Raw genomic sequence first — 19,222 nt, forward strand, 5'->3', positions numbered from 1 at the left:
CATCACCAAAACGGCGTTGCCCCGTGTCGCCCCCTCCTTTACCAATTCCCTACCGGAACACCCGCTGGGAGGGCGGCAGCTCATGAAGACCAAGGCCATTCTCACCCTGATCGCGACGCTCGCCACAACACCTGTGGCGTTTGCGCAGGACGGCGATGTCGTGACCAAGGAATATGACGACGGCGGCGTCTACGAAGGCACCTTTCAGGACGGGTTGCAGCACGGCCAGGGCACTTACCGCCTGCCCAATGGCTACGAATACGATGGCGCATGGGTTGAGGGCGAGATCCGCGGCCAAGGCGTGGCACGCTTTCCGAACGGATCAGTGTACCAAGGCACCTTTGCCAAGGGAAAGCCGGAGGGCGCGGGCCGCATCACCTTTGCCGACGGTGGCACCTACGAAGGGTCTTGGCTGGACGGAAAGATCACCGGACAAGGTGTCGCGACCTATGCCAATGGCGTGCGCTACGAGGGGTCCTTCCGCAACGCGCTGCACCACGGCAAGGGCGTGATGACCGCGCCCAACGGCTACGTCTATGACGGCCAGTGGGTGAACGGTGTGAAAGAAGGCAATGCCGACATCAACTACCCCGATGGTTCGGTCTACGAGGGGCGTGTGGCCAATGGCGAGCGCGACGGCATGGGCAAGCTCACCATGACCGACGGGCTGGTCTACGAGGGCACATGGCGCGACGGTCAGATCGACGGACGCGGCAAGCTGACCCAACCCAACGGCGATATTTACGAAGGCGATCTGGTCGATGGCCGCCGCGAGGGGCTGGGCAAAGTCACCTACAAGAACGGCGACACCTACGAGGGCGCGTTCAACAACGACCAGCGGCACGGCGTTGGCACCTTTACCGGGCAGGACGGCTATCAATACACCGGCGACTGGGTTTCCGGTCAGATCGAAGGTCAGGGTAAAGTCACCTACCCCGACGGATCAGTCTATGAGGGTGAATTTCAGGGCGACCTGGCGAACGGCACGGGCAAGATCACCTATCCCGATGGCGCGACGTATGAGGGCACCTGGATCGATGGTGTGATCGACGGTCAGGGCCGCGCGACCTACCCCAATGGCCTGGTTTACGAGGGCGATTTCATCAACGCGCGCAATGAAGGCCAGGGCGTTATGACATACCCGGACGGCTACCGTTACGAAGGCGCATGGCAGGACGGCGAGCGCCACGGCACCGGCACGGCAACCTACCCCGACGGGACGGTGTACGAGGGGCAGTTCCGCGATGGCCTGCGTCATGGGCAAGGCACAATCGTCATGCCATCGGGCTTCCGCTACGAAGGCGGCTGGTCCAACGGCGAGATCAACGGCAAGGGCGTGGCAACCTACGCCAATGGCGATGTCTACGAGGGCGACTTTGTCGACGGCAAGCGACAGGGCGAAGGCACCATGCGCTACGCCTCTGGTGAACAGGCCACGGGGGAGTGGATCGGCGGCGCGCTGACCCGAAACTCGACGACGACCCCTGCCCCGGATGAGACGCCAGAGGCACCCGAGGTTCCGACGGATCAGTAACGGGTCGATTGATGGTCCAAGGCGTTGCCCACTGATCCGAGCTGCATTGCCCTCGACGGGGCGGCAATCTGTTAGACCGTTTGGCCGTTGTCCATGCTTTTCAGGAATGCGTTGGCGCGGTCCAATATTCGACCGCGCTTATCCTCTGCCATACGATCCCACGTGCGGTACATGTTCCCCATACGACCATTGTCCGAGAACCGGTCGCGGTGCCGATCAAGGAAATGCCAATATAGCAGGTTGAAGGGGCAGGCGTCGTCCTCTCCATCCTTCGCATTGACGTTATAACTGCACTTGCCGCAGTGATCCGACATCTTCTTGATGTAGTTTCCGGACGAGACATAGGGCTTTGACGCGATCACGCCGCCGTCCGCGAACTGGCTCATGCCGATGGTGTTGGGCGCCTCCACCCACTCGAAGGCATCAATGTAGACGCTCAGGTACCATTCGTGCACCTGATGCGGGTCTATCCCGGCCAACAGGGCGAAATTGCCCGTGACCATGAGGCGCTGAATGTGATGAGCATACCCTTCGGTGCGGGTCTGGTCGACCGCTTGGCCCACGCAGCGCATCCGCGTCTCGCCGCCCCAGTAAAACCACGGCAGGTCCCGGGCATGCTGCAAACCATTGCGCTGGGTGTAATCCGGCCCCTCGTGGAAATAGATGCCGCGCACATACTCCCGCCAGCCGATGATCTGACGGATGAATCCTTCGGCGGCGTTGATCGGCGCGTCCCCATTTTTCCAAGCCTGCTCGACCGCTTGGCAGACTTCCAGCGGATCAAGCAGGCCAATGTTGATGTAAGCAGACAGATGCGCGTGCCAGAGAAAGGCCTCCCCCTCCATCATCGCATCCTGATAGTCACCGAATTTCGGCAGCGTGGATTTGACGAAATGCGCAAGCGCACGGCGGGCTTGCGCCTGATCCGTGGCGAGGGTGAAAGGTCGAAGTTCTCCGAAATTTTCACCGAATCTCGCCTCGACCAGATCCAAGACCTCCTCAACCGTCTCATCCGGCGTGAATTGCATCGGGGCTGTATCCACCTCGCCAGAGGCCGGTTTGCGGTTGTCGTGATCGTAGTTCCACTGATCGCCAGCGGGCTGATCACCGTCCATCATCAAATCGGTCTTGCGCCGCATGTCGCGGTAAAAATACTCCATACGCAGGGCATTGCGACCCTTGGCCCACTCATTGAAATCCCGGTGCGTGGCGATGAAACGATCATCCTCCACCTGCTGCACCTTGAGCGGGCAGTGGTTCAAAGCATCGATCAACCGCCATTCGCCGGGTTCGGTGGCGATGACATCGCTGGCGCTGAACTGCTCTGCACGACGCAGCAGCTCTCCACAGATGCTGCCGGAATTGTCGGTGTCGTCGAGCTCAGTATAAGCGACCTGCCAGCCATCGTCCTGAAGGCGCGCCGCGAATTTGCGCATGGCTGCGAAGATCAGCGCGATCTTCTTGGGGTGGTGGCCAACATAGGCCGTCTCATCCGCGACCTCGGCCATCACGACCACATCCCGCGATTTATCGGCGGCTTTCAACGCCGCCATGCGGTCGGACAGCTGGTCCCCAAGGACGAGGACAAGGTTCACCACGGAATGTCCTTTCCGGTGTAATCGAGGAAGCGGCCACTGTCCCGTGACGTCAGGCCGCAGACCACATCCAACAGGCGTGCCGCCGCGACGTCGGGTGTGACCGTTGCATGGCGGTCCTGATAGCCGTTGGTGAAGTCCGTTTCCACCGTGCCGGGGTGCAGGCAGATGCAGCAAAGACCTTTGTATTTACGCCCTAATTCTATCGACGCCCCGTGAATAAATTGGTTCACGCCCGCCTTTGCTGCCCGATATCCATACCAGCCGCCCAACCGGTTGTCGCCGATAGAGCCGACCCGCGCTGACAGAACCGCAAAGACCGATGTATCATGTCGTGGCAGCAGGCGGCGGGCGTGTTTCAGGATCAGGAGCGGTCCGATCGCGTTGACCGCATATTGGTCCGCCAAGGCCCGTGCATCCACCGCGTCCAATGATTTTTCCGGCGCTGCGCCGTTGATCCGCAGCGCACCTGTGGCGACAAAGATCAGGTCAAATGTCCCCTCCAGATGACCCAATGCCTCGGCCACGCTGTCCTCGGAGGTGATGTCCAGCCCGTCGACGGAGCGTGACAGGCCGACGGTCTCTATATCTCGAGCCTCAAGCGCCTGCGCCAAGGCTGCGCCTATGCCGCCGGACGACCCTATGATCAATGCGCGTTTCATCATGCGCCAGTTAGGGGGCGCGTCACTGGCTTCAACCCCGGCCGATGTCCTCCGGCGCAATGGCCACAGTCTTGACCACCGCATGGCACGATACGCCCTCCGCCAGTCCAAGCGCCTGGGCAGAGCGTTGCGTGACCCGGGCGAGCACCCGACCGGCGGGCGTGCGCAAGGCCACCAGCGCGCCGGGGCCATCCCCTGAGCGGATGCTATCCACATGACCCGGAAGGATATTCAGCGCGGACAAACCTTCAGGACGCGACCGAGACAGAATGACCTCCTGCGCCGCGATACGAATGCGCACGACGTCACCGACTGATGAGGAGACGCGCGGCAGAAACAACGGCACGCCACTGGCATCCAGTTCAGTCAGTCCGTCATCGTGATGGCGGGCAACTCGCGCTTCGAGCACGGCACCGACGCCGCGGATGCCTGCTGGCACCAGAGCCGGGTCGCCCAAAACGTCGCGCGCCGTGCCTTGACGCAGCACGCGTCCCTCGTCGAGAACGACGACTTGCGTTGCAAGACGGGCGACTTCTGCCGGCGAATGGGTGACGTAAAGGATCGGGATGTCCCGATCCCTGAGCATTTCGAAATACGGAAGAATGTCGCCCTTTCGCGCCTCGTCCAGCGCGGCAAGCGGTTCGTCGGCAAGGATCACGCCAGGATTCGCCAAAAGCGCCCGACCGATGGCCACGCGCTGCTGTTCACCACCAGAAAGGCCTGCGGGGCGGCGGTGTATCAGATCACCTATGCCCAGCATGTCCACCACATCGGACAGCTCGCCTGTGCCTCCACGCCTTTGCCCGTAAAGTAAATTTTGACGCACTGTCAGATGTGGAAACAGGCGGCCTTCCTGAAATATAACTCCAAGCCCGCGTTTGTGCGGCGGCAGCCAGATGTTGCGGTCGGTGTCCCCCAGCACGCGGTCCTGGAGCACGATCCGCCCCTTGTCCGGACGTAACAGGCCGGCGACCGCCTTGATCACGCTGCTTTTCCCGGAGCCGGAACGGCCAAAAAGCACTGTCAGTCCGGGTGGTAAATGCAGGTCGACGTCCAGCGCAAAGTCGCCAAAACGGTGAGACAGCGCGATCTCAAGCATCACGCGCCAACCCGCGCGGCAATCTTGCGCGACACCCATTCGGACAGCATCAGCGCCGTCATGGCCACCACCACGGACACAACGACCAGCCGCAGCGCAGAGGATTCGCCACCCGGCACCTGCAGAAACGCGTAGATCGCGGACGGCAGCGTTTGTGTTTGGCCCGGAATGTTGGAAACGAAGGTGATCGTGGCCCCGAATTCTCCCATCGCCTTGGCAAACGCAAGAATTGCGCCGGTCAGAACGCCCGGCAGGATCAAAGGCAGGGTGATGGTGCAAAAGACCCCGGCGCGAGACGCCCCAAGCGTGGCTGCGGCTTCTTCTAGTTTGGGATCGACGGCCTCGATGGACAGACGCATGGCACGCACCATCAAAGGGAAGCCCATGATAGCCGCAGCCAGGGCCGCGCCGGTCCAACGGAACGCCAGCGGCAGGCCAATGGTGTCGAGCAGTTGCCCCACCGGAGCCCGCGGGCTGAAGGTCATCAACAACAGATAGCCTGTCACAACCGGCGGCAGGATCAGGGGCAAATGCACCAGACCGTTCAGGACCTGTCGCCCGGGAAACCGCCAGCGGGCCAGGGCGTAGGCGCAGAGCATCCCAAATGGCAGTGAGGACAGCATGGCCCAGAACGACACCTTTAACGACAGGGCCACGGCGGCCCATTCCTGCGGCCCGAGCCAACTCATCACTCAGTCACCCAGAACACGGAAGCCATTGGATTCGAAAAGGGTTTTGGCCTCAGGCGTTTTCAGAAATGACACGAAAGGCAAGGCCTCCTGTGCTTGTCCATCCAGTGCGGCCACCGGGTAGATGACAGGGGGATGGCTGTCGGACGGAAAACTGGCGCGTGCATAAACCCTCGGTTCTGCCTGCGCATCGGTGGCGTACACGATCCCAAACGGTGCGGCGCCCAGCGCGACCAAAGCCAGTGCCGCCCGCACATTATCAGTCTGCGCAACCTGCGGCGCGACGCTGTCCCACAGCGTCAGATGCTCCAAAGCTGCTTTGCCATAGATGCCGGCGGGCACTGCATCCACCAACGCCATGGCCAGTTTGCCGCCGCCCAAGAGCCCCACCAGATCCGTTTCCGGTCCGAGAGTTACAGGGTCACCGGGCGTGCCAGAGACCAGGACCAACGCATTGCCGAGCAAATCGGTGCGCGTGCCCTCGGCCAGCAGTCCCGCGTCCTCCAGACTGTCCATCCAGCCCACGTTTGCCGACAGGAATACATCCGCCGGAGCCCCCTGCTGGATCTGTCGCGCCAGCGCCGACGATCCAGCATAGCTGACCACGACCTCGTCGGCGGTCTCTTGTTCGTAGGCCGCGATGACCTCGTCCAAGGCGGTGCGGAGGGAGGCCGCGGCAAAGACCGTCACCTCGCGCGCGGCCAAAGGCGTGGCGAGACTGAGAGCGACAAGCGAGGCGACGATGCGTTTCATATCAAAGGTGTCGCATGTGGGCAGACACATCGCCAGATGAAAATCACCGGCAGAACCGGATGTTTCAGCTATGGGGCGGTTACGTTCCGGATAGCATTCGCGACATCCTCAGTGCATATCGATCTGTCATGCCAGAAGTAAAATCAGCCAAAGCGTGCAAGGCGCTCTCGGGATCGGTCACGTCGCGCAGGTCCAACTTCAAAGCCCGCACAAGGTGTGTCGAATGCTCTGACAGGTGTTCTGTGTTCCAATTAGAAGACGCAAGATCCTCGTAAACCGGAAGAATGCCGGACATGACATTCGCTATGATCCGACGGCCAGAAATCTCCAGCTCGGTCTTGCGCGTGGCCGTAAAGATCCGCTCGCGCGCCGTGCGTTTGATCCCGGCAAATACCTCGCTCAAACGGCTTGCGCCGACCAGATCGTCCGAAAACCTGCCTGACATGATGTCGGCGTAATTGTTTTGAAATGCTGTGGCGCAAGCGTCGATTGCTGCCCCTATGGCGCGGGCGCGCAGATAGGCGATCTGTTCTTCTTCTGTCATGTCCGCGCGCTGTTGCACATGCGCGCCGATCACATCGGCCAATAGATCACGGACAGTCTGGAACGGCAGTTCACCCGTGGTGAAGGCGTCTTCCAGATCTACGATATTGTACGTGATGTCGTCGGCGGCCTCGACCAAAAACACCAAGGGATGTCGGGCCCAAGCCGATGCGGAATCCGCCCCGATCTGCGACAGACCAAGCCCCTCCGCCACGTTGGAGAATATTGCCAACTCATTGTTGAAAATGCCGAACTTTTTCAGGCCGACGTAATTTTTGCTGCCGAGAAGCGCCTTTCGGTCCGCTGCGGTGACCGGGTATTTGGTAAAGGCTCCGAGGACGGCCTTCGACAAACGCATGCCACCATCGTTGCGGTACATTTCCAGCCGCGTCAGAATGCGAAATCCTTGTGCGTTGCCCTCGAACGCGGTGAATTGGTGCCGAAGCTCTTTGGGAAGGTCCGCGCAGAGGCCACGCTCCTTGGCGAAGGCCTCCGCAAACCAGGCGCCCATGGACTCCTCACCGGAATGTCCAAAGGGCGGATTGCCTATGTCATGCGCAACACAAGCGGCCTGAACGATGTCTGGCAGATCTTGCGCCTGGGCACCGGTCACGTGACCGGTTTCTTCGAGCCAGTCGCTTACTCTCATAGCGAGTGATCGACCTACGCTGCCAACCTCGATTGAATGGATCAGTCGATGATGCACGTGATCGTGGGCATAGAGCGGCTGAACCTGTGTTTTGTTCGCCAACCGACGGAACGGGGCGGAGAACACGATGCGGTCATGATCTTGTAGAAAGATCGAGCGACTCCGGCGGGGTATGTAGTCGTCATCACCCAGCCGTTGCGCGTTTAGCAGGGCGTCCCACGTCATGTTTGTGGTCATATTCTCTCCGCACCGAATTGAGCAACTGTCTGCTGCGCACCATAGACCGGTCTGTGTACGCGCTGTTTTCGCCGATTTCCACTGCCTCACAGGGCGTCGGTCAAGACGTTAAAACCCATGCAGCCGCCCGCGACAACCACGGCAAGTCGCGCACGCAGGCTTGGCATGTTAAAATGCAAGATACGGAGAAAACAGACCGGAACACGATCCTAATGACACTGAGGAAGACGTCGGACTCCATGTCTTTGCCGTAGATGTGCGCACCTTTGGGGTCCCGATATCTTGCGGGATATCAAACCATAGTGAAACGCCTCACCCCAGCAGTTCCGCAACAAGGGGATTTGGGAAACGCCGGTCAAGCGTCACGACAAAGAAGGCCTCTACGATACCGTCCAGTTGCGCGGCCTCGGTCAGCAGACCATCCGCCAACTCGTCCTGTACAACAATTGGCGGGATCACGGCGAGGCCAGCATCCTCTCGTGTCAGCAGACGCAGCATCGCCATATCGTCAGCCTCTGCCGCGACCTGTGGCGACACGCCAAGTCGCGACAGCAACCCGTCGAACGCTGTGCGAATGGCGGTTTCGGGCGTCGGCAGGATCAGAGGCTCGGACGCCAAGAGGTCGGCCAACGCGCGCGGGGGCCGACCCACGCGGTCTGCTGTGCCGATCAGGCTGACGGGTTGTTCCGAGAGCCGCTGCACAATGTACCGGCTGGCGGCATCGCGGGCGGGGGCGAGGTTGGTGAGGACCATATCGAGCGCCATGCCTTCAAGACCGCGCAAGAGGTCAGTCTGGCGCCCCGAGCGCAGCACAACCTCTACGTCACGGCGGCCGATAAAGGGGCGTAAAAGCTGCATCTGAAAGTTCCGCGACAGGGTGGCAAGAGCCCCGACCCGCAACGCCCGTCTTCCGCCACCGCTTTCACGCAACGTGGCGCTGAGATCTTCGGCCGTTCGAAATATAGCCTCGGCATGGTCGAGCGCGATCCGGCCCGCCTCCGTCAGCAGCAATCTGCGACCACGGCGTTCAAAAAGATCGTGCCCGAGAGACACCTCCAGCGTCTTTATCTGTGTGGACAGGGCCGATTGCGACAGGTTCAAAGTGCGCGCCGCGCCGGTCAGCGTACCGTCGTGGGCGACAGCGCGAAAGAGGCGCAAATGGTGCAGGTTGAGACTCGACATAGTTCTATTATATAGAACGTTTCTGAATATTATTAGTATTTTTTTTATTTAATCAGCGCCGCTATTCCGGCTCGGGAGACCTGACCCGAAACGGAGTTGCGCGATGTTGCCTGTTCTGACGATCCTTCTTCTTGCTCCACTGGCGCTTATGACTGCGGCCGGTGTCTATGCCCTGCGTCCGGGCGGTTGGCCGCAACGGCGCAGTCATCTGTCAGAAGGCGCCGCGCTTGTTGCGGTGCTGTTCGCCGTCGCGGCAGTTTTGATGCTTTTGGACGGGGGCCCCGTTACGCTGGAGGCCCCCTTTGCCACATGGCTTGCGCTGCGGCTCGATTCAGTCAGCGCGACCATGATGCTTCTGGTTGCCTTCATCGGCTGGGTGGTGATGCGGTACGCGCGACCTTACCTGGACGGCGAACCGCGCGAAGCGGCGTTTCACGGTCTGATGCTGGTCACGCTGGCGGCGGTGCTGCTTCTGGCGCTGGCAGGCAGCTTTGCCGTGCTGGTGACTGCTTTCGGTTTGATCGGACTAAGCCTTCGGGCACTGCTGCTGTTCTACGGAGAGCGCCCGGAAGCCAAACGGGCAGCAAACAAATTCACATTGGTCTGGGGCCTGGGCGATGCGGCGTTGATCGGAGCGGCCTGCGTTTTCTGGCTGGACCAAGGAAGCCTGAGCTTTGCGGACATCACGGCAAGCGCACAGGACGGGCTTTCCCTTGCGGGCAAGATCGGCTTGGCTCTGTTGATCCTGGGCGCAGTACTGAAGACGGCCACATTCCCAATGCATGGGTGGCTGACCGAGGTGATGGAGGCGCCGACGCCGGTATCGGCACTGCTGCATGCGGGGATCATCAATTCCGGTGGCATCGTCCTGATCCGCATGGCTGAGGTCGTACAGGCCAGCCCCGGAAGCATGGCCGCGCTCGTGATGATCGGCGGTCTCACCGCCCTGTTCGGTGCGGTGGTTATGCTGACCCAAAGTGCGGTCAAGACGGCACTTGCCTGGTCCACGATCAGCCAGATGGGATTCATGCTGTTGCAATGCGGTCTGGGGCTCTGGACGCTCGCGCTGCTGCATATTGTGGCGCACTCGCTATACAAGGCCCATGCTTTCCTGAGTTCAGGCTCTGCGGTGCAAGCGGTCGCGGCCGTGCGCAAACCGGGCCCCGTGGCCGTGCCCAACCTGAAGGCAGTGGCGCGGGCCTTTGCAATTGCGCTCGTTCTCTACGCCCTTGTGGCAAGTGGGTTCATTGCACTGATAGGTCCGAAATCAGAACAGGCGCTGGCGCTTGGGGTGATCCTGGTCTTTGGCGTGGCCTACCTGGTCGCACAGGGGTTGGCGGATGCCGCCCCGGCTGCGCTGACCCAGCGGACGACGTTGGCCTCCGTAGCAACCGCGCTGGGGTATTTCACATTTCAACTGATCGCAGGTGGTCTTTGGGGCGCGCAACTGCCCGCGCCGCCGGTTCCCGGAGCGCTGGAGTGGGCCATGATCGTGCTCGCCTTGGTGTCCTTCGGGCTGGTGGCATTCGCGCAATCCCTGTTCCCGCTCTGGGCACATCACCCGTCGATGGCCGGGCTGCGGGTGCATATCGCAAACGGGCTTTACCTGAATACGCTCCTCGACCGGCTGATCGGCGGGCTGCGCGCGCAAAAAACGTCTTGATACAAGGAAGAAACCGATGTTCCTCAAGCATACTCAAATCGAACCTGAGCGCGCCAATGGCCTGCTGCAAGCTGCCGAAGCTGCCGCACGCCACGTGCCGCCCGCCTTTCCACTGGACGCGACTGTCGCGGTCAACCCGTTTCTGGGTCAGGCCGGCGAGGATCTTGCCCACGCCTCCGCGCGGCTGGCAAGAGTGGCGGGTGCGCGGCTGACTTCGCCGCGGGAAACCTACAGGCAGCTGATTGACGACGGCGAGATCACGGATGAGGACCTGGCAGACGCACTGGACGATTGTACTTCGTCGGTGAAACCCGTGGACCTTGCAGACCTCAAGGCGCAGGCGCGGCTGCCCGGGAAAGCAACGGAGCCGCTGCCGACGATCGCTGATCTTGCGACACAGGCAACCGGCACGGACTGGATTGCCGTGATCAGGCGCAGCGTGGGGCTTTGGGCCGCCGGGTACTTTGACCGGGGGCAGGCATTGTGGACACCTGCACCGGGGCGCGGCGCATTTGCGTCTTGGCGGGAGTGGGCCACAAATGACCTTACGCCGGAAATCAGCGGGTTGCGCGGGTTCTGCGCCCATGTCGCAGAAGCGCCGGACACGGCAGAGCGCGCCATTCTGCGCGCGACAGAGACGCTGACACTGAACCATACCGCTGCGGAAACTGTGTTTCACCGGTATTATATAGACCTCGGCGGCTGGGCGCAGCACGCACGCTGGTTGCTATGGACCGCCGAACTGGACGGGCAGACGGATCACACGCTGTGCGATCTTCTGGCGATCCGGATGCTCTGGGAAGAAGCATTGTTGCGCCACGTGCCGGAGCTCGCGGACGCGTGGTCGAAAGTCGTGAAAGCTCACGAAATGCCAATCGCGCCTGATCAGGACGGCGTGGTGGATGTCATCCTGCAAGAGGCGCGCGAGCGCGGCTTTCAGAGGTGCATGGCGACGGATCTCGAAGTCCCTGCGCGCAAACAGCAACGTCCAAAGCTTCAGGTGGCCTGCTGCATTGACGTGCGTTCGGGGCCCCTTCGCCGTGCGCTTGAAGACATTGATCCAGACATCGAGACGATCGGTTTTGCCGGGTTCTTTGGTCTGCCGGTGGCACACCGGAGCCACGGCACCGAGGATGTCGTCCCTCATCTGCCGGTGCTTTTGCAACCGACTCTGCAAACATCGAGCCATCTGGCACCAGCACAAGAGCAGCAGGTGCGCATCCAGTCCAGAACCGTGCGTGCCTGGGCGCGGTTTCGGCAGGCCGCAGTGTCCTCTTTCGCCTTTGTTGAGGCTGCAGGGCCAGTCTACGGGGCCAAGCTGGTTCGGGATGCCCTCGGATTGGGGCACAAGACGGCAACCGCTGCGCCGGCCCCGCGTTTTGAGGGCGAGATGTCGGCCGAGGAGAAAGCCGGTCTGGCCGCGAAGGTTCTGACCGCGATGAGCCTGACGCAAGGCCATGCTCCAATGGTGCTGCTGCTGGGTCACGGGGCATCGACGACCAACAATCCGCATGAGAGTGCCTATCAGTGTGGCGCCTGCGGCGGGCAGGCAGGGGATGTGTCGGCACGCCTTCTGGCTGCGCTTTTGAACGACGCCGAAACCCGCGCCGGCCTGCAGTGGCATGGAATCGAGGTCCCCGCGGACACTGTTTTCGTGGCCGGTCTACACGACACCACCACTGACCGTGTCACGCTATATCCCGACGGACTCGGGAAAGCCCATGAGGAGACCCTGGCCAAGGCGCGCGAATTGCTGTCCCGGGCGGGCCGTGAGGTGGCGGCGGGGCGCGCCAAACGCCTGCCCGGCGCACGGCCCGATACGGTCGACCGGCGCGCGCTGGACTGGGCGGAGGTGAGACCGGAATGGGGGCTGGCGGGCTGTGCCGCGTTCATTGCAGCGCCCCGGACGCAGGTTGCCAAAGAACGGCTCGACGGGCGGTGCTTCCTGCACAGCTACGACTGGACCACCGATGCTGATTTTGAGACTCTGACACTTATCCTGACCGCGCCCGCCGTCGTGGCAAGCTGGATCAGTCTGCAGTATTACGGCTCTACGGTTGCGCCCAATCTCTTTGGAGCGGGCAATAAGCTGATCCATAATGTGACAAGCGGCATCGGCGTCGTGGAGGGGAACGGTGGTATTCTGCGGCCGGGTCTGCCGCGGCAAGCACTTTATGACGGCGACCGGTCGATACACGACCCGCTTCGGCTGTCGGTCCTGATCGAGGCACCGGAAGAGGCCATTCAGACAGTTCTAGATGCTCATGACGATGTTCGTGCGCTTTTTGAAAACCGGTGGATGCATCTTTTTGCTTTGAAGGACGGGCACGTCAGCGCGCGTTACAAACCCGGCAAAGGATGGGTAGCGGCCCGGTGACCGCCGCCGCCGAACGGATGATTGAAAGACATTGGCTGAAAAAGGAAGTCGCGTTTGCCGACCGGTTTGATCGCTTCCGCGCACATCTTGGGCTTGCCCCCTCTGCGGGTATCGTTGGTGCTCCGGTTCCGGATTTACTCCGCGAACTGGATCCCGTTATCCATTGCCCGGCAAAGGTATTCGCAGCAATACTCCCTAGGGGTTCCTGGTGAGGCGCGCCTTCCAGCATACGCCGGAGAAATCCCTCTGTCGTATTTTTGCGCGCCTTTTCAAAGCGTTGATTCACCGGAAAGTTAAAAACGCTATCACGAGCGACCGATAGATACGCGGGCGTAGACGCGAGATAGACCTCCTCCTATTTGATGGTCCGCCAGAGGAGTTCGACGAAGACGTTGTCCCGCCAGCCAAGCCCCTTTTCCAGCTATCCCCGGCAGGAGATTGCATTCAATCATCGCAAGGCATGCGGATCATGATCCCCCGGCGCGCCAGAACATTGCTAAAGTCGGTTCATGTGAATCGGCTGACTTGAAGGGAGGGCTCGTGGCACCGTGTACCCCTAGCCGGCAACACACGCATGAATGTGGGAAAGGTGCCGTTCTCAATGAGGGGGCGGAGATCCTAAAATGAGGTAAGCAGGATCAGAAAAGAATCGATTGGATCGCTTTCCTGACGTCCGGTTCCTTGGGCCAAAAGCCGTATTGTTTGAGTTTATTGAGGAACCTTGTGAGGCTTTCCAGACGGCCCTTTTCTGCGCGATCATGGTGTCAGCTCCCGAAAACGACCGGCGTTCCGCAGCCGTTCAGCCGATCGTAAGGCAGCGAACTGATATGGTGACGGCGGCCGTATTTTGACAATAAGTCGATCACGCAGAGCAGCGGGTGTCGTGGACCACGTCGGGTCAGGTGATCCGGTCCGGGGCGACCGAACTGGTCTGCGTGCGCACGAAACAGCCGCGCCCTACGTGCCGCTGAACTTCGATCCCGGGGAAGCCCGCCAGTTTTAACGAAGCCGCGAGATCGTAGTGATCGGGGGCGTGCCCATCACCGTGGAGATCGCCCGTGCCCATTTCTGCCACAGCCGAATGCTTTTCGTGCGAGCCTACTCGCGCGAGATGCTGGAGCATGGTACCGGCGCGCATGGCAATGCAATTGCTTTCTCCAACGGGGCCTGCCCGCGCGGCACCTGCGACAATATGAAGAGGGCGGTGAACAGGGAATGCGTAGGCCGCGACAGCGCGTACAATCGCCGGTTCCAGCAGATGTGTGGACGCTATCTGGGTAATTCCGTCGCTCGCCCCCGCGTCCGGTTGGGAGAAGCGGCAAGTCTAGAACCAAGTCGGCACGATCCGACGGTTGTTCTTCGTGCCGCGACCGAAACTTCGGCCGCGACAAGGCGATTTACGACCCGCTGCACTACAACCGATGTAGCCGCGCGCGTAGTGCTTCGCTCTCGCCTTTAAGATTTCAATGGGTTAGGTGAAGCTTTGCGCACAAAGGATTTCGTGGACTACGCACAAAGGTTTTCACGGTCAGACTTCCACCCACACCCGCCACTGATATTGCGCTACCCTTCCCCAACTCTACTCTTTTCATAGCGAGCATGGAAATGCAGATGCTCCTCGCAGTAGTTTCCCGTTTTTCACGTGAGCTGGCAAAAACGCACCCTTCGGCTGCATGCGTCAGCTGCGCAGGAACTTCCTTCCGTCCGGCGCACGTGCTCGCGTCTCCCCTCGGCCTCCACGGCCATTCGGCAGTGAGGGCGGATACCGGGCCTTCACTGCACTCAGTGCCAAAGTGCACTTAATCTTGGGCTGCAACAACATATGCTATTGGAGCGCCGTAAATCTATCGGGAGGAATCGATCGCTAGCGGGCAAATGCTCTGAGGGTTGACGGCTATCGCTGCCCTCCGGCGAGGCAGTCCCGTTGGAGGGCCTTTGGCATCGCCAAGACACCAGCCGCAAACAATTGAAGGGCTAACCAAACGCCGAGGAACACTTCATACTGCGCGTTCTTGCGTGCCCTGTGAGACTCTGGAAACAGTGTCCAGAGGAGGGGCAAAGCAAAAGTCGGTCATGGGACGCGAGCCGACTAGTGCTGCCGCCGGCAGAAATCCATGGTTTCTTTTGGTGTCAAAGACCAGCTCCCCACGCCTCCGGTGGGACGCGATCAGCGTGGCATCGCCAATACAATAGCACTCAATCAGCGCATCTTTGCAGCAAACCAGTGTAGAGGACAAAGCAACCTCGGGTAGCGACTGCCGAGCAGCAATTGTCGGGATCTTCCACGCCATCTCAGTGGATGTTGGTTCCGAGCGCCGAGCCCACGTGCGGGTCGTCATGACGCTGCCAGAGCGCGCCTTCGCGCAGGATCCAGCCGCCTTCGGGATCGGGCACGGCATGGCGGTCCAGTAGGTCGAGGATCGCGGGGTTCGGTCTGGCAACGTCAGCGTCGATCAGGGCGCGCACCGCCTGTTGCACCTGCCAGAGCTTATGTCGTTCAGTGGCACCGCTGGCCTCTCCGTAGTGTTCGAGATGACCCCGCAGGGTCTCCTGAATGATCTCGTGATAGAGCGGTTGATCAGGTGGACGCAGCAAACCCTTTTCTGCCAATAGCGCGATCTGCTCCGCGTAATCCGGCGCTCTGGCTCCCCAGATCAGCGCGCCCAAGGCCGAGGTCGGGAAACGAAGTCGACTGGGGGAATGCGACGTGTACCAGGGGTCGGCCCCGTTCTCCAACAGGAAGACCCGGGCCGCCAGATTTGACGTCGTGGAACTGAGCAAAGGTACGTCGCCCGTCCCGCCGCCGTCGGCGGTATTCACCTTTCCGCCATGGTCAATATAGGCCCGCAGGAACACCGTTGCAGGCGACCCGTCGTTGAATATGTGCAGCAACGGCGAGCCGGGGTGGAATATCTGCACTGCCGAGTAGGCCATGACACTGCCTGATGCGTTCGGGTCGGCCCCGGCCTCCAGTAGCGCCCGGGTCCAGCGGATGTTCTGCTGCCGCACAGCCTCATTCAGCAGCGTGGTCACCGGCGGCGCGACGCCCTGCGGCGTACGCATCACCCGATCGAGCCGCCCGCCCATGTCCCGGAGGGCGGCTAGGTCGGGGGCGGCATCGGTATAGAGGGCTTTGAGCATGGTCTGCATTTGCGCATCGTCGTCGCCCGCGACTGCAGAGGCCCGGTCGATGGCAGAGGCCTCATCAAGGCACCGGACCATATTGGACAAAACCTTGTCCATCGTCTGCTCGTCTTCTGGCAGGTCGAAATAGACCCGTGTCTGAGGTGTGTTGGTGCAGTCCTGATCGCCTGGCCGACATGCAGCCAAGGCAATGAGGACAACCCCGAACAGCCGAGCGCGGCGCGGACTCATCTCTGAGCCGGTTAATGTCCTGTTCATCAGCGCACCGCCAATTTGCGCGATCAAGCGCACGCAACTTGCGTGTTCAATACGTGTCACAGCAGTGTCGCGTCCTCGCCATACGCTGTTGTTCAGCCGATCTGAACTGTCCCGGTTTTCCCCGAGACAGATGCTCGGTTTCACGCGACATTATCGAAATCGTCGCATGTTCATAGACCTTCTCATTTGCCTCGGCTGATGGGATATTCGCGATTGCATGAAGAAAGCGGCCCTTTTTGAACCGCTCGACCCAATACAGGGTCTCCCATACGACAGCATAAGTGCTTTTCCACGGGTCCCGGCGCGTGATCTCGCGCGGGTCAACCTGCCGCGCCAGAAGCGGTGTGATCCGTTCGCGGTCCAGAGCCCGAAGAGAGCGTCGGGATGGCGGCGGAGCGAATGGCGCAATGACCGCAGGCGACAATTGGAGCGTCCAACCCTTGACCCGCTGACCTACTCACGCAATCTCTATTCTATGCAACACCACACTCGGGGGATATGGATTGGAACCGCTATACTCCGAAAAGTGCCATAAGGACGGCCCGCCGATCGCGACGCCAGTACTGCGGTTCCACTTGTGGATTACCGGGACCTTTGCCGATGCGCCAGTCCGCACGGCCTCCGCGCGGGCCGTCGAGGCATTCATCGACCATCTGGGCAAAACCCAGGCCTTCTACGCGATGGTCCGGCCGACAGGGTCCAAGTCGCTGAAACTGTCCCGCGCGGGCAAGGCAAGGCTGACCGAGATCTCCCGAGCCGTCGCTACCGGGCTGCCAGATCACCGTTATCTCTACCTGACTGGAACGGACGCGGAGGGACACCCGGGCCACCCGATGCTGGCCCTTGCGCATGCGCCTCTGCCAATGGCCGAGATCCGGATCGAATTGCCATGGCAGGCGGAGGGAGCGCTGGACCTGATGGCCAAGGTTGATGCTGCTCTCGAGGGAATGCCGGTCCTTGCCGGTTATATGGGCTATGGCTTTGCCCCGCGCCCGCTTGGCGTAAACTATGCCAGCTTCGTCCCGCCAGCCCATCGACGCTATCGCTGCGCATTGATGTTGGACCCAGTGCCCTTCTCGCCTCTGGTCCGTCACGACCAATCCTTCGTGACCATGCGCCGGCTTGAACAAAAGCGCGCCGCAAAGGGTCGGGCAATTGGCGAGGCGGACCTGTTCGACTATGGCCCCGGGCTGCCCGACGTCGGTTGGCGAACCTATATCGGCGGCACCTTCCGCGACCGACTGGCTGTTACCGCCGAGGCGCCAGGGACGGACCTGGCAATTGAAGACAGAGGAACTTTTACGACCCTCACCGCCGGGCCCGCACCGATGTGGGGCGACCTCAACCTGAAAGAGGACATCAGCGCCTACCAGGCCGCCTTTGCCTATCTTGAATCCGCCATGAGCGACTGGAACATGCGTCTGCGATCCGCACCGGGGTACAGCATAAAAGAGGAGGAACGGGTCCGGCAGGCAAAAGCCTATGTGGATCGGTTCGCGGTCGCGGAAAGACAAGCCTGAGATGCCGAAGCAGACAGATTTCAGGGCCGGGCTGCATTTGCTCCCCGTGATCTCGGCGGCCCGAACCTCCAGCGTTCTTGCAAAGGGTACGCTGGCGGCCAAATCCGCTGCTATTACTTATCGGTCTTCAGCAACTTTCCAAAGACAGCATGCAGCTCACGATCTCTATCCGAGAGCGCTTCACCTATGCGCCAAGTGGTAATGCGTAGCGTTTTTGTCGGGCCCACAGAGACCGTATTCACGTAGATGTTGGATCGGCCATTCAATGACCCGCGCGCTGCGTAGACAAAGTTGCCGCTTGGCACCTTTCCCGCTTTCAAGAGAGTAAAATCTTGAGTTTCCTGACTGTCGGACCTCACCATGACACGTGCAGCGCGTTCGCTTTCCAGCCCGTCCTCCGTGCCCCCGTCAAAAACCCTGACGCTACCAGCATAGTCATCTACGGCATTGTAAAAGAGGAAATCATCTCCCTCGTCTTCGCGCAGCTCCCATGGCGTGTCCGCGACACACATCGAAAGTCCCAAAGGCTCGCTGATAGGAATACAGGCAAAAGCAGGGTTTAAAGGCAGACAGAGAACGCAGGCTGAGACCGCTACCTTCAGAAGGCTGGATTTCTCGAATTTGGGGTATGATATCGACATTCGAATTGATCTGCCTTTACATATTCAACGACAGCTTGGGATTATCTGGCTATCATCTTCATAACGCCCCCGCAATCTACACAGCCAGACGCCTATGCTCACTGTTTGTTTGCGCCGCATACGGTCCAGGTCACAAACCGAATGCTGCACTGCCGCAGGCTTGCCGACCTTTACGCTTGAAAAATGCAGCGCGATGCACGAATGGCCGGTCTTGTGAAGTTGCGCTGCAACACCGGTCATCTTTGTGAGCGGCAGCTCTGGGCCGTCTGTGCTGGGTATGCCCGCAGATGCGAGTTTCGCTCCGGCTCGCTGTCATGTCTCTAGCTCCGAGCTTCTGCGAGATGCCATGCCTCTCGATAGGGATCGAGCAAGCCAAGGGGTCGGCAAATGTCTAGGCCGACCTTGCTGTAGTCAGGCAAGAAACGTCTCATATTGCTATCGTTTCGCTGTTGCCCGCGCTTTCCAGGTGCCGCGAGCCAAAGGCCGTGTGACCCTTTCACGACAGCGGCGACCTCCGCACTTGGCACGATGAAGCAATTCGGTGGGTCGACCAGAGAGCTCCCGAAATCGACGAAGGCATATTGGACCTGTCGCGCTTTCGTGCCGCCCCTGGTGCTCGTTTAAGCCACCTTTCGTTCGAAGGCGCCCGGGCTTTTCCAGCCCAGTGCTGAATGGC

Annotated in this window: 13 protein-coding genes and 1 pseudogene; 5 read left to right on the plus strand and 9 right to left on the minus strand. The window is 60.7% G+C overall.

Annotation, left to right across the window (positions count from 1 at the left end):
- Nucleotides 1-82: 82 nt before the first annotated feature.
- On the plus strand, nt 83-1,534 hold the full coding sequence (locus tag GGQ68_RS19955) for an MORN repeat-containing protein (RefSeq protein ID WP_183969165.1): 1,452 nt from the start codon (nt 83-85) through the stop codon (nt 1,532-1,534).
- Between the two features lie 71 nt (nt 1,535-1,605).
- Here GGQ68_RS19955 and GGQ68_RS19960 read toward each other — a convergent pair whose 3' ends face one another.
- The 7 genes from GGQ68_RS19960 to GGQ68_RS19990 all read right to left on the minus strand — a co-directional run bounded on the left by GGQ68_RS19960 (nt 1,606) and on the right by GGQ68_RS19990 (nt 8,943).
- Nucleotides 1,606-3,132 (minus strand): cryptochrome/photolyase family protein, encoded by a 1,527-nt coding sequence (locus tag GGQ68_RS19960; protein WP_183969135.1) that lies wholly within the window; start codon nt 3,130-3,132, stop codon nt 1,606-1,608.
- Nucleotides 3,126-3,791 carry an SDR family NAD(P)-dependent oxidoreductase gene (locus tag GGQ68_RS19965; RefSeq protein WP_183969167.1) on the minus strand — a complete coding sequence of 222 codons (666 nt, stop codon included), beginning with the start codon at nt 3,789-3,791 and terminating at the stop codon, nt 3,126-3,128. Before GGQ68_RS19965 ends, GGQ68_RS19960 begins: the two co-directional genes overlap by 7 nt.
- A 31-nt stretch (nt 3,792-3,822) precedes the next feature.
- Entirely contained in the window at nt 3,823-4,890 is a 1,068-nt protein-coding gene (gene modC, locus GGQ68_RS19970; protein WP_183969137.1) for a molybdenum ABC transporter ATP-binding protein, read from the minus strand.
- On the minus strand, nt 4,890-5,579 hold the full coding sequence (modB, locus tag GGQ68_RS19975; RefSeq protein WP_183969139.1) for a molybdate ABC transporter permease subunit: 690 nt from the start codon (nt 5,577-5,579) through the stop codon (nt 4,890-4,892). The genes modC and modB overlap by 1 nt, the downstream gene beginning before the upstream one ends.
- A gap of 3 nt (nt 5,580-5,582) precedes the next feature.
- A complete protein-coding gene (gene modA, locus GGQ68_RS19980) occupies nt 5,583-6,332 on the minus strand; it encodes a molybdate ABC transporter substrate-binding protein (protein ID WP_183969141.1) in 750 nt (249 codons plus the stop codon).
- 79 nt (nt 6,333-6,411) lie between these two features.
- Nucleotides 6,412-7,761, minus strand: coding sequence for a dGTP triphosphohydrolase (gene dgt / locus GGQ68_RS19985; protein WP_246429460.1), 1,350 nt, complete (start codon nt 7,759-7,761; stop codon nt 6,412-6,414).
- Nucleotides 7,762-8,073: 312 nt separating this feature from the next.
- Entirely contained in the window at nt 8,074-8,943 is an 870-nt protein-coding gene (locus GGQ68_RS19990; RefSeq protein ID WP_183969143.1) for a LysR family transcriptional regulator, read from the minus strand.
- A gap of 103 nt (nt 8,944-9,046) precedes the next feature.
- Between GGQ68_RS19990 and GGQ68_RS19995 the strand changes: the two genes are divergently transcribed.
- The 3 genes and pseudogenes from GGQ68_RS19995 to GGQ68_RS24445 form a co-directional block, all read left to right on the plus strand.
- On the plus strand, nt 9,047-10,606 hold the full coding sequence (locus tag GGQ68_RS19995; protein WP_221235651.1) for a proton-conducting transporter transmembrane domain-containing protein: 1,560 nt from the start codon (nt 9,047-9,049) through the stop codon (nt 10,604-10,606).
- A 16-nt stretch (nt 10,607-10,622) separates the two neighbouring features.
- Complete coding sequence (locus GGQ68_RS20000) at nt 10,623-12,983, plus strand: YbcC family protein (protein ID WP_183969145.1); 2,361 nt, start codon at nt 10,623-10,625, stop codon at nt 12,981-12,983.
- 946 nt (nt 12,984-13,929) lie between these two features.
- A pseudogene (locus GGQ68_RS24445) lies at nt 13,930-14,308 on the plus strand (IS21 family transposase); the annotation flags it as partial.
- A gap of 967 nt (nt 14,309-15,275) precedes the next feature.
- Here GGQ68_RS24445 and GGQ68_RS20010 read toward each other — a convergent pair.
- Nucleotides 15,276-16,385, minus strand: a complete 1,110-nt coding sequence (locus tag GGQ68_RS20010; RefSeq protein WP_183969149.1) for an ankyrin repeat domain-containing protein — start codon at nt 16,383-16,385, stop codon at nt 15,276-15,278.
- Between the two features lie 503 nt (nt 16,386-16,888).
- On the opposite strand from GGQ68_RS20010, the gene GGQ68_RS20015 reads away from it, so the two are divergent.
- Nucleotides 16,889-17,905 carry a hypothetical protein gene (locus tag GGQ68_RS20015; RefSeq protein ID WP_183969150.1) on the plus strand — a complete coding sequence of 339 codons (1,017 nt, stop codon included), beginning with the start codon at nt 16,889-16,891 and terminating at the stop codon, nt 17,903-17,905.
- A gap of 113 nt (nt 17,906-18,018) precedes the next feature.
- Here GGQ68_RS20015 and GGQ68_RS20020 read toward each other — a convergent pair whose 3' ends face one another.
- The gene (locus GGQ68_RS20020) at nt 18,019-18,546 is read right to left on the minus strand and encodes a hypothetical protein (protein WP_183969151.1); all 528 of its coding nucleotides are present in this window, start codon (nt 18,544-18,546) and stop codon (nt 18,019-18,021) included.
- Nucleotides 18,547-19,222: the final 676 nt, after the last annotated feature.

Source organism: Sagittula marina (genome assembly GCF_014196795.1).
Taxonomy (GTDB): Bacteria; Pseudomonadota; Alphaproteobacteria; order Rhodobacterales; family Rhodobacteraceae; genus Sagittula; species Sagittula marina.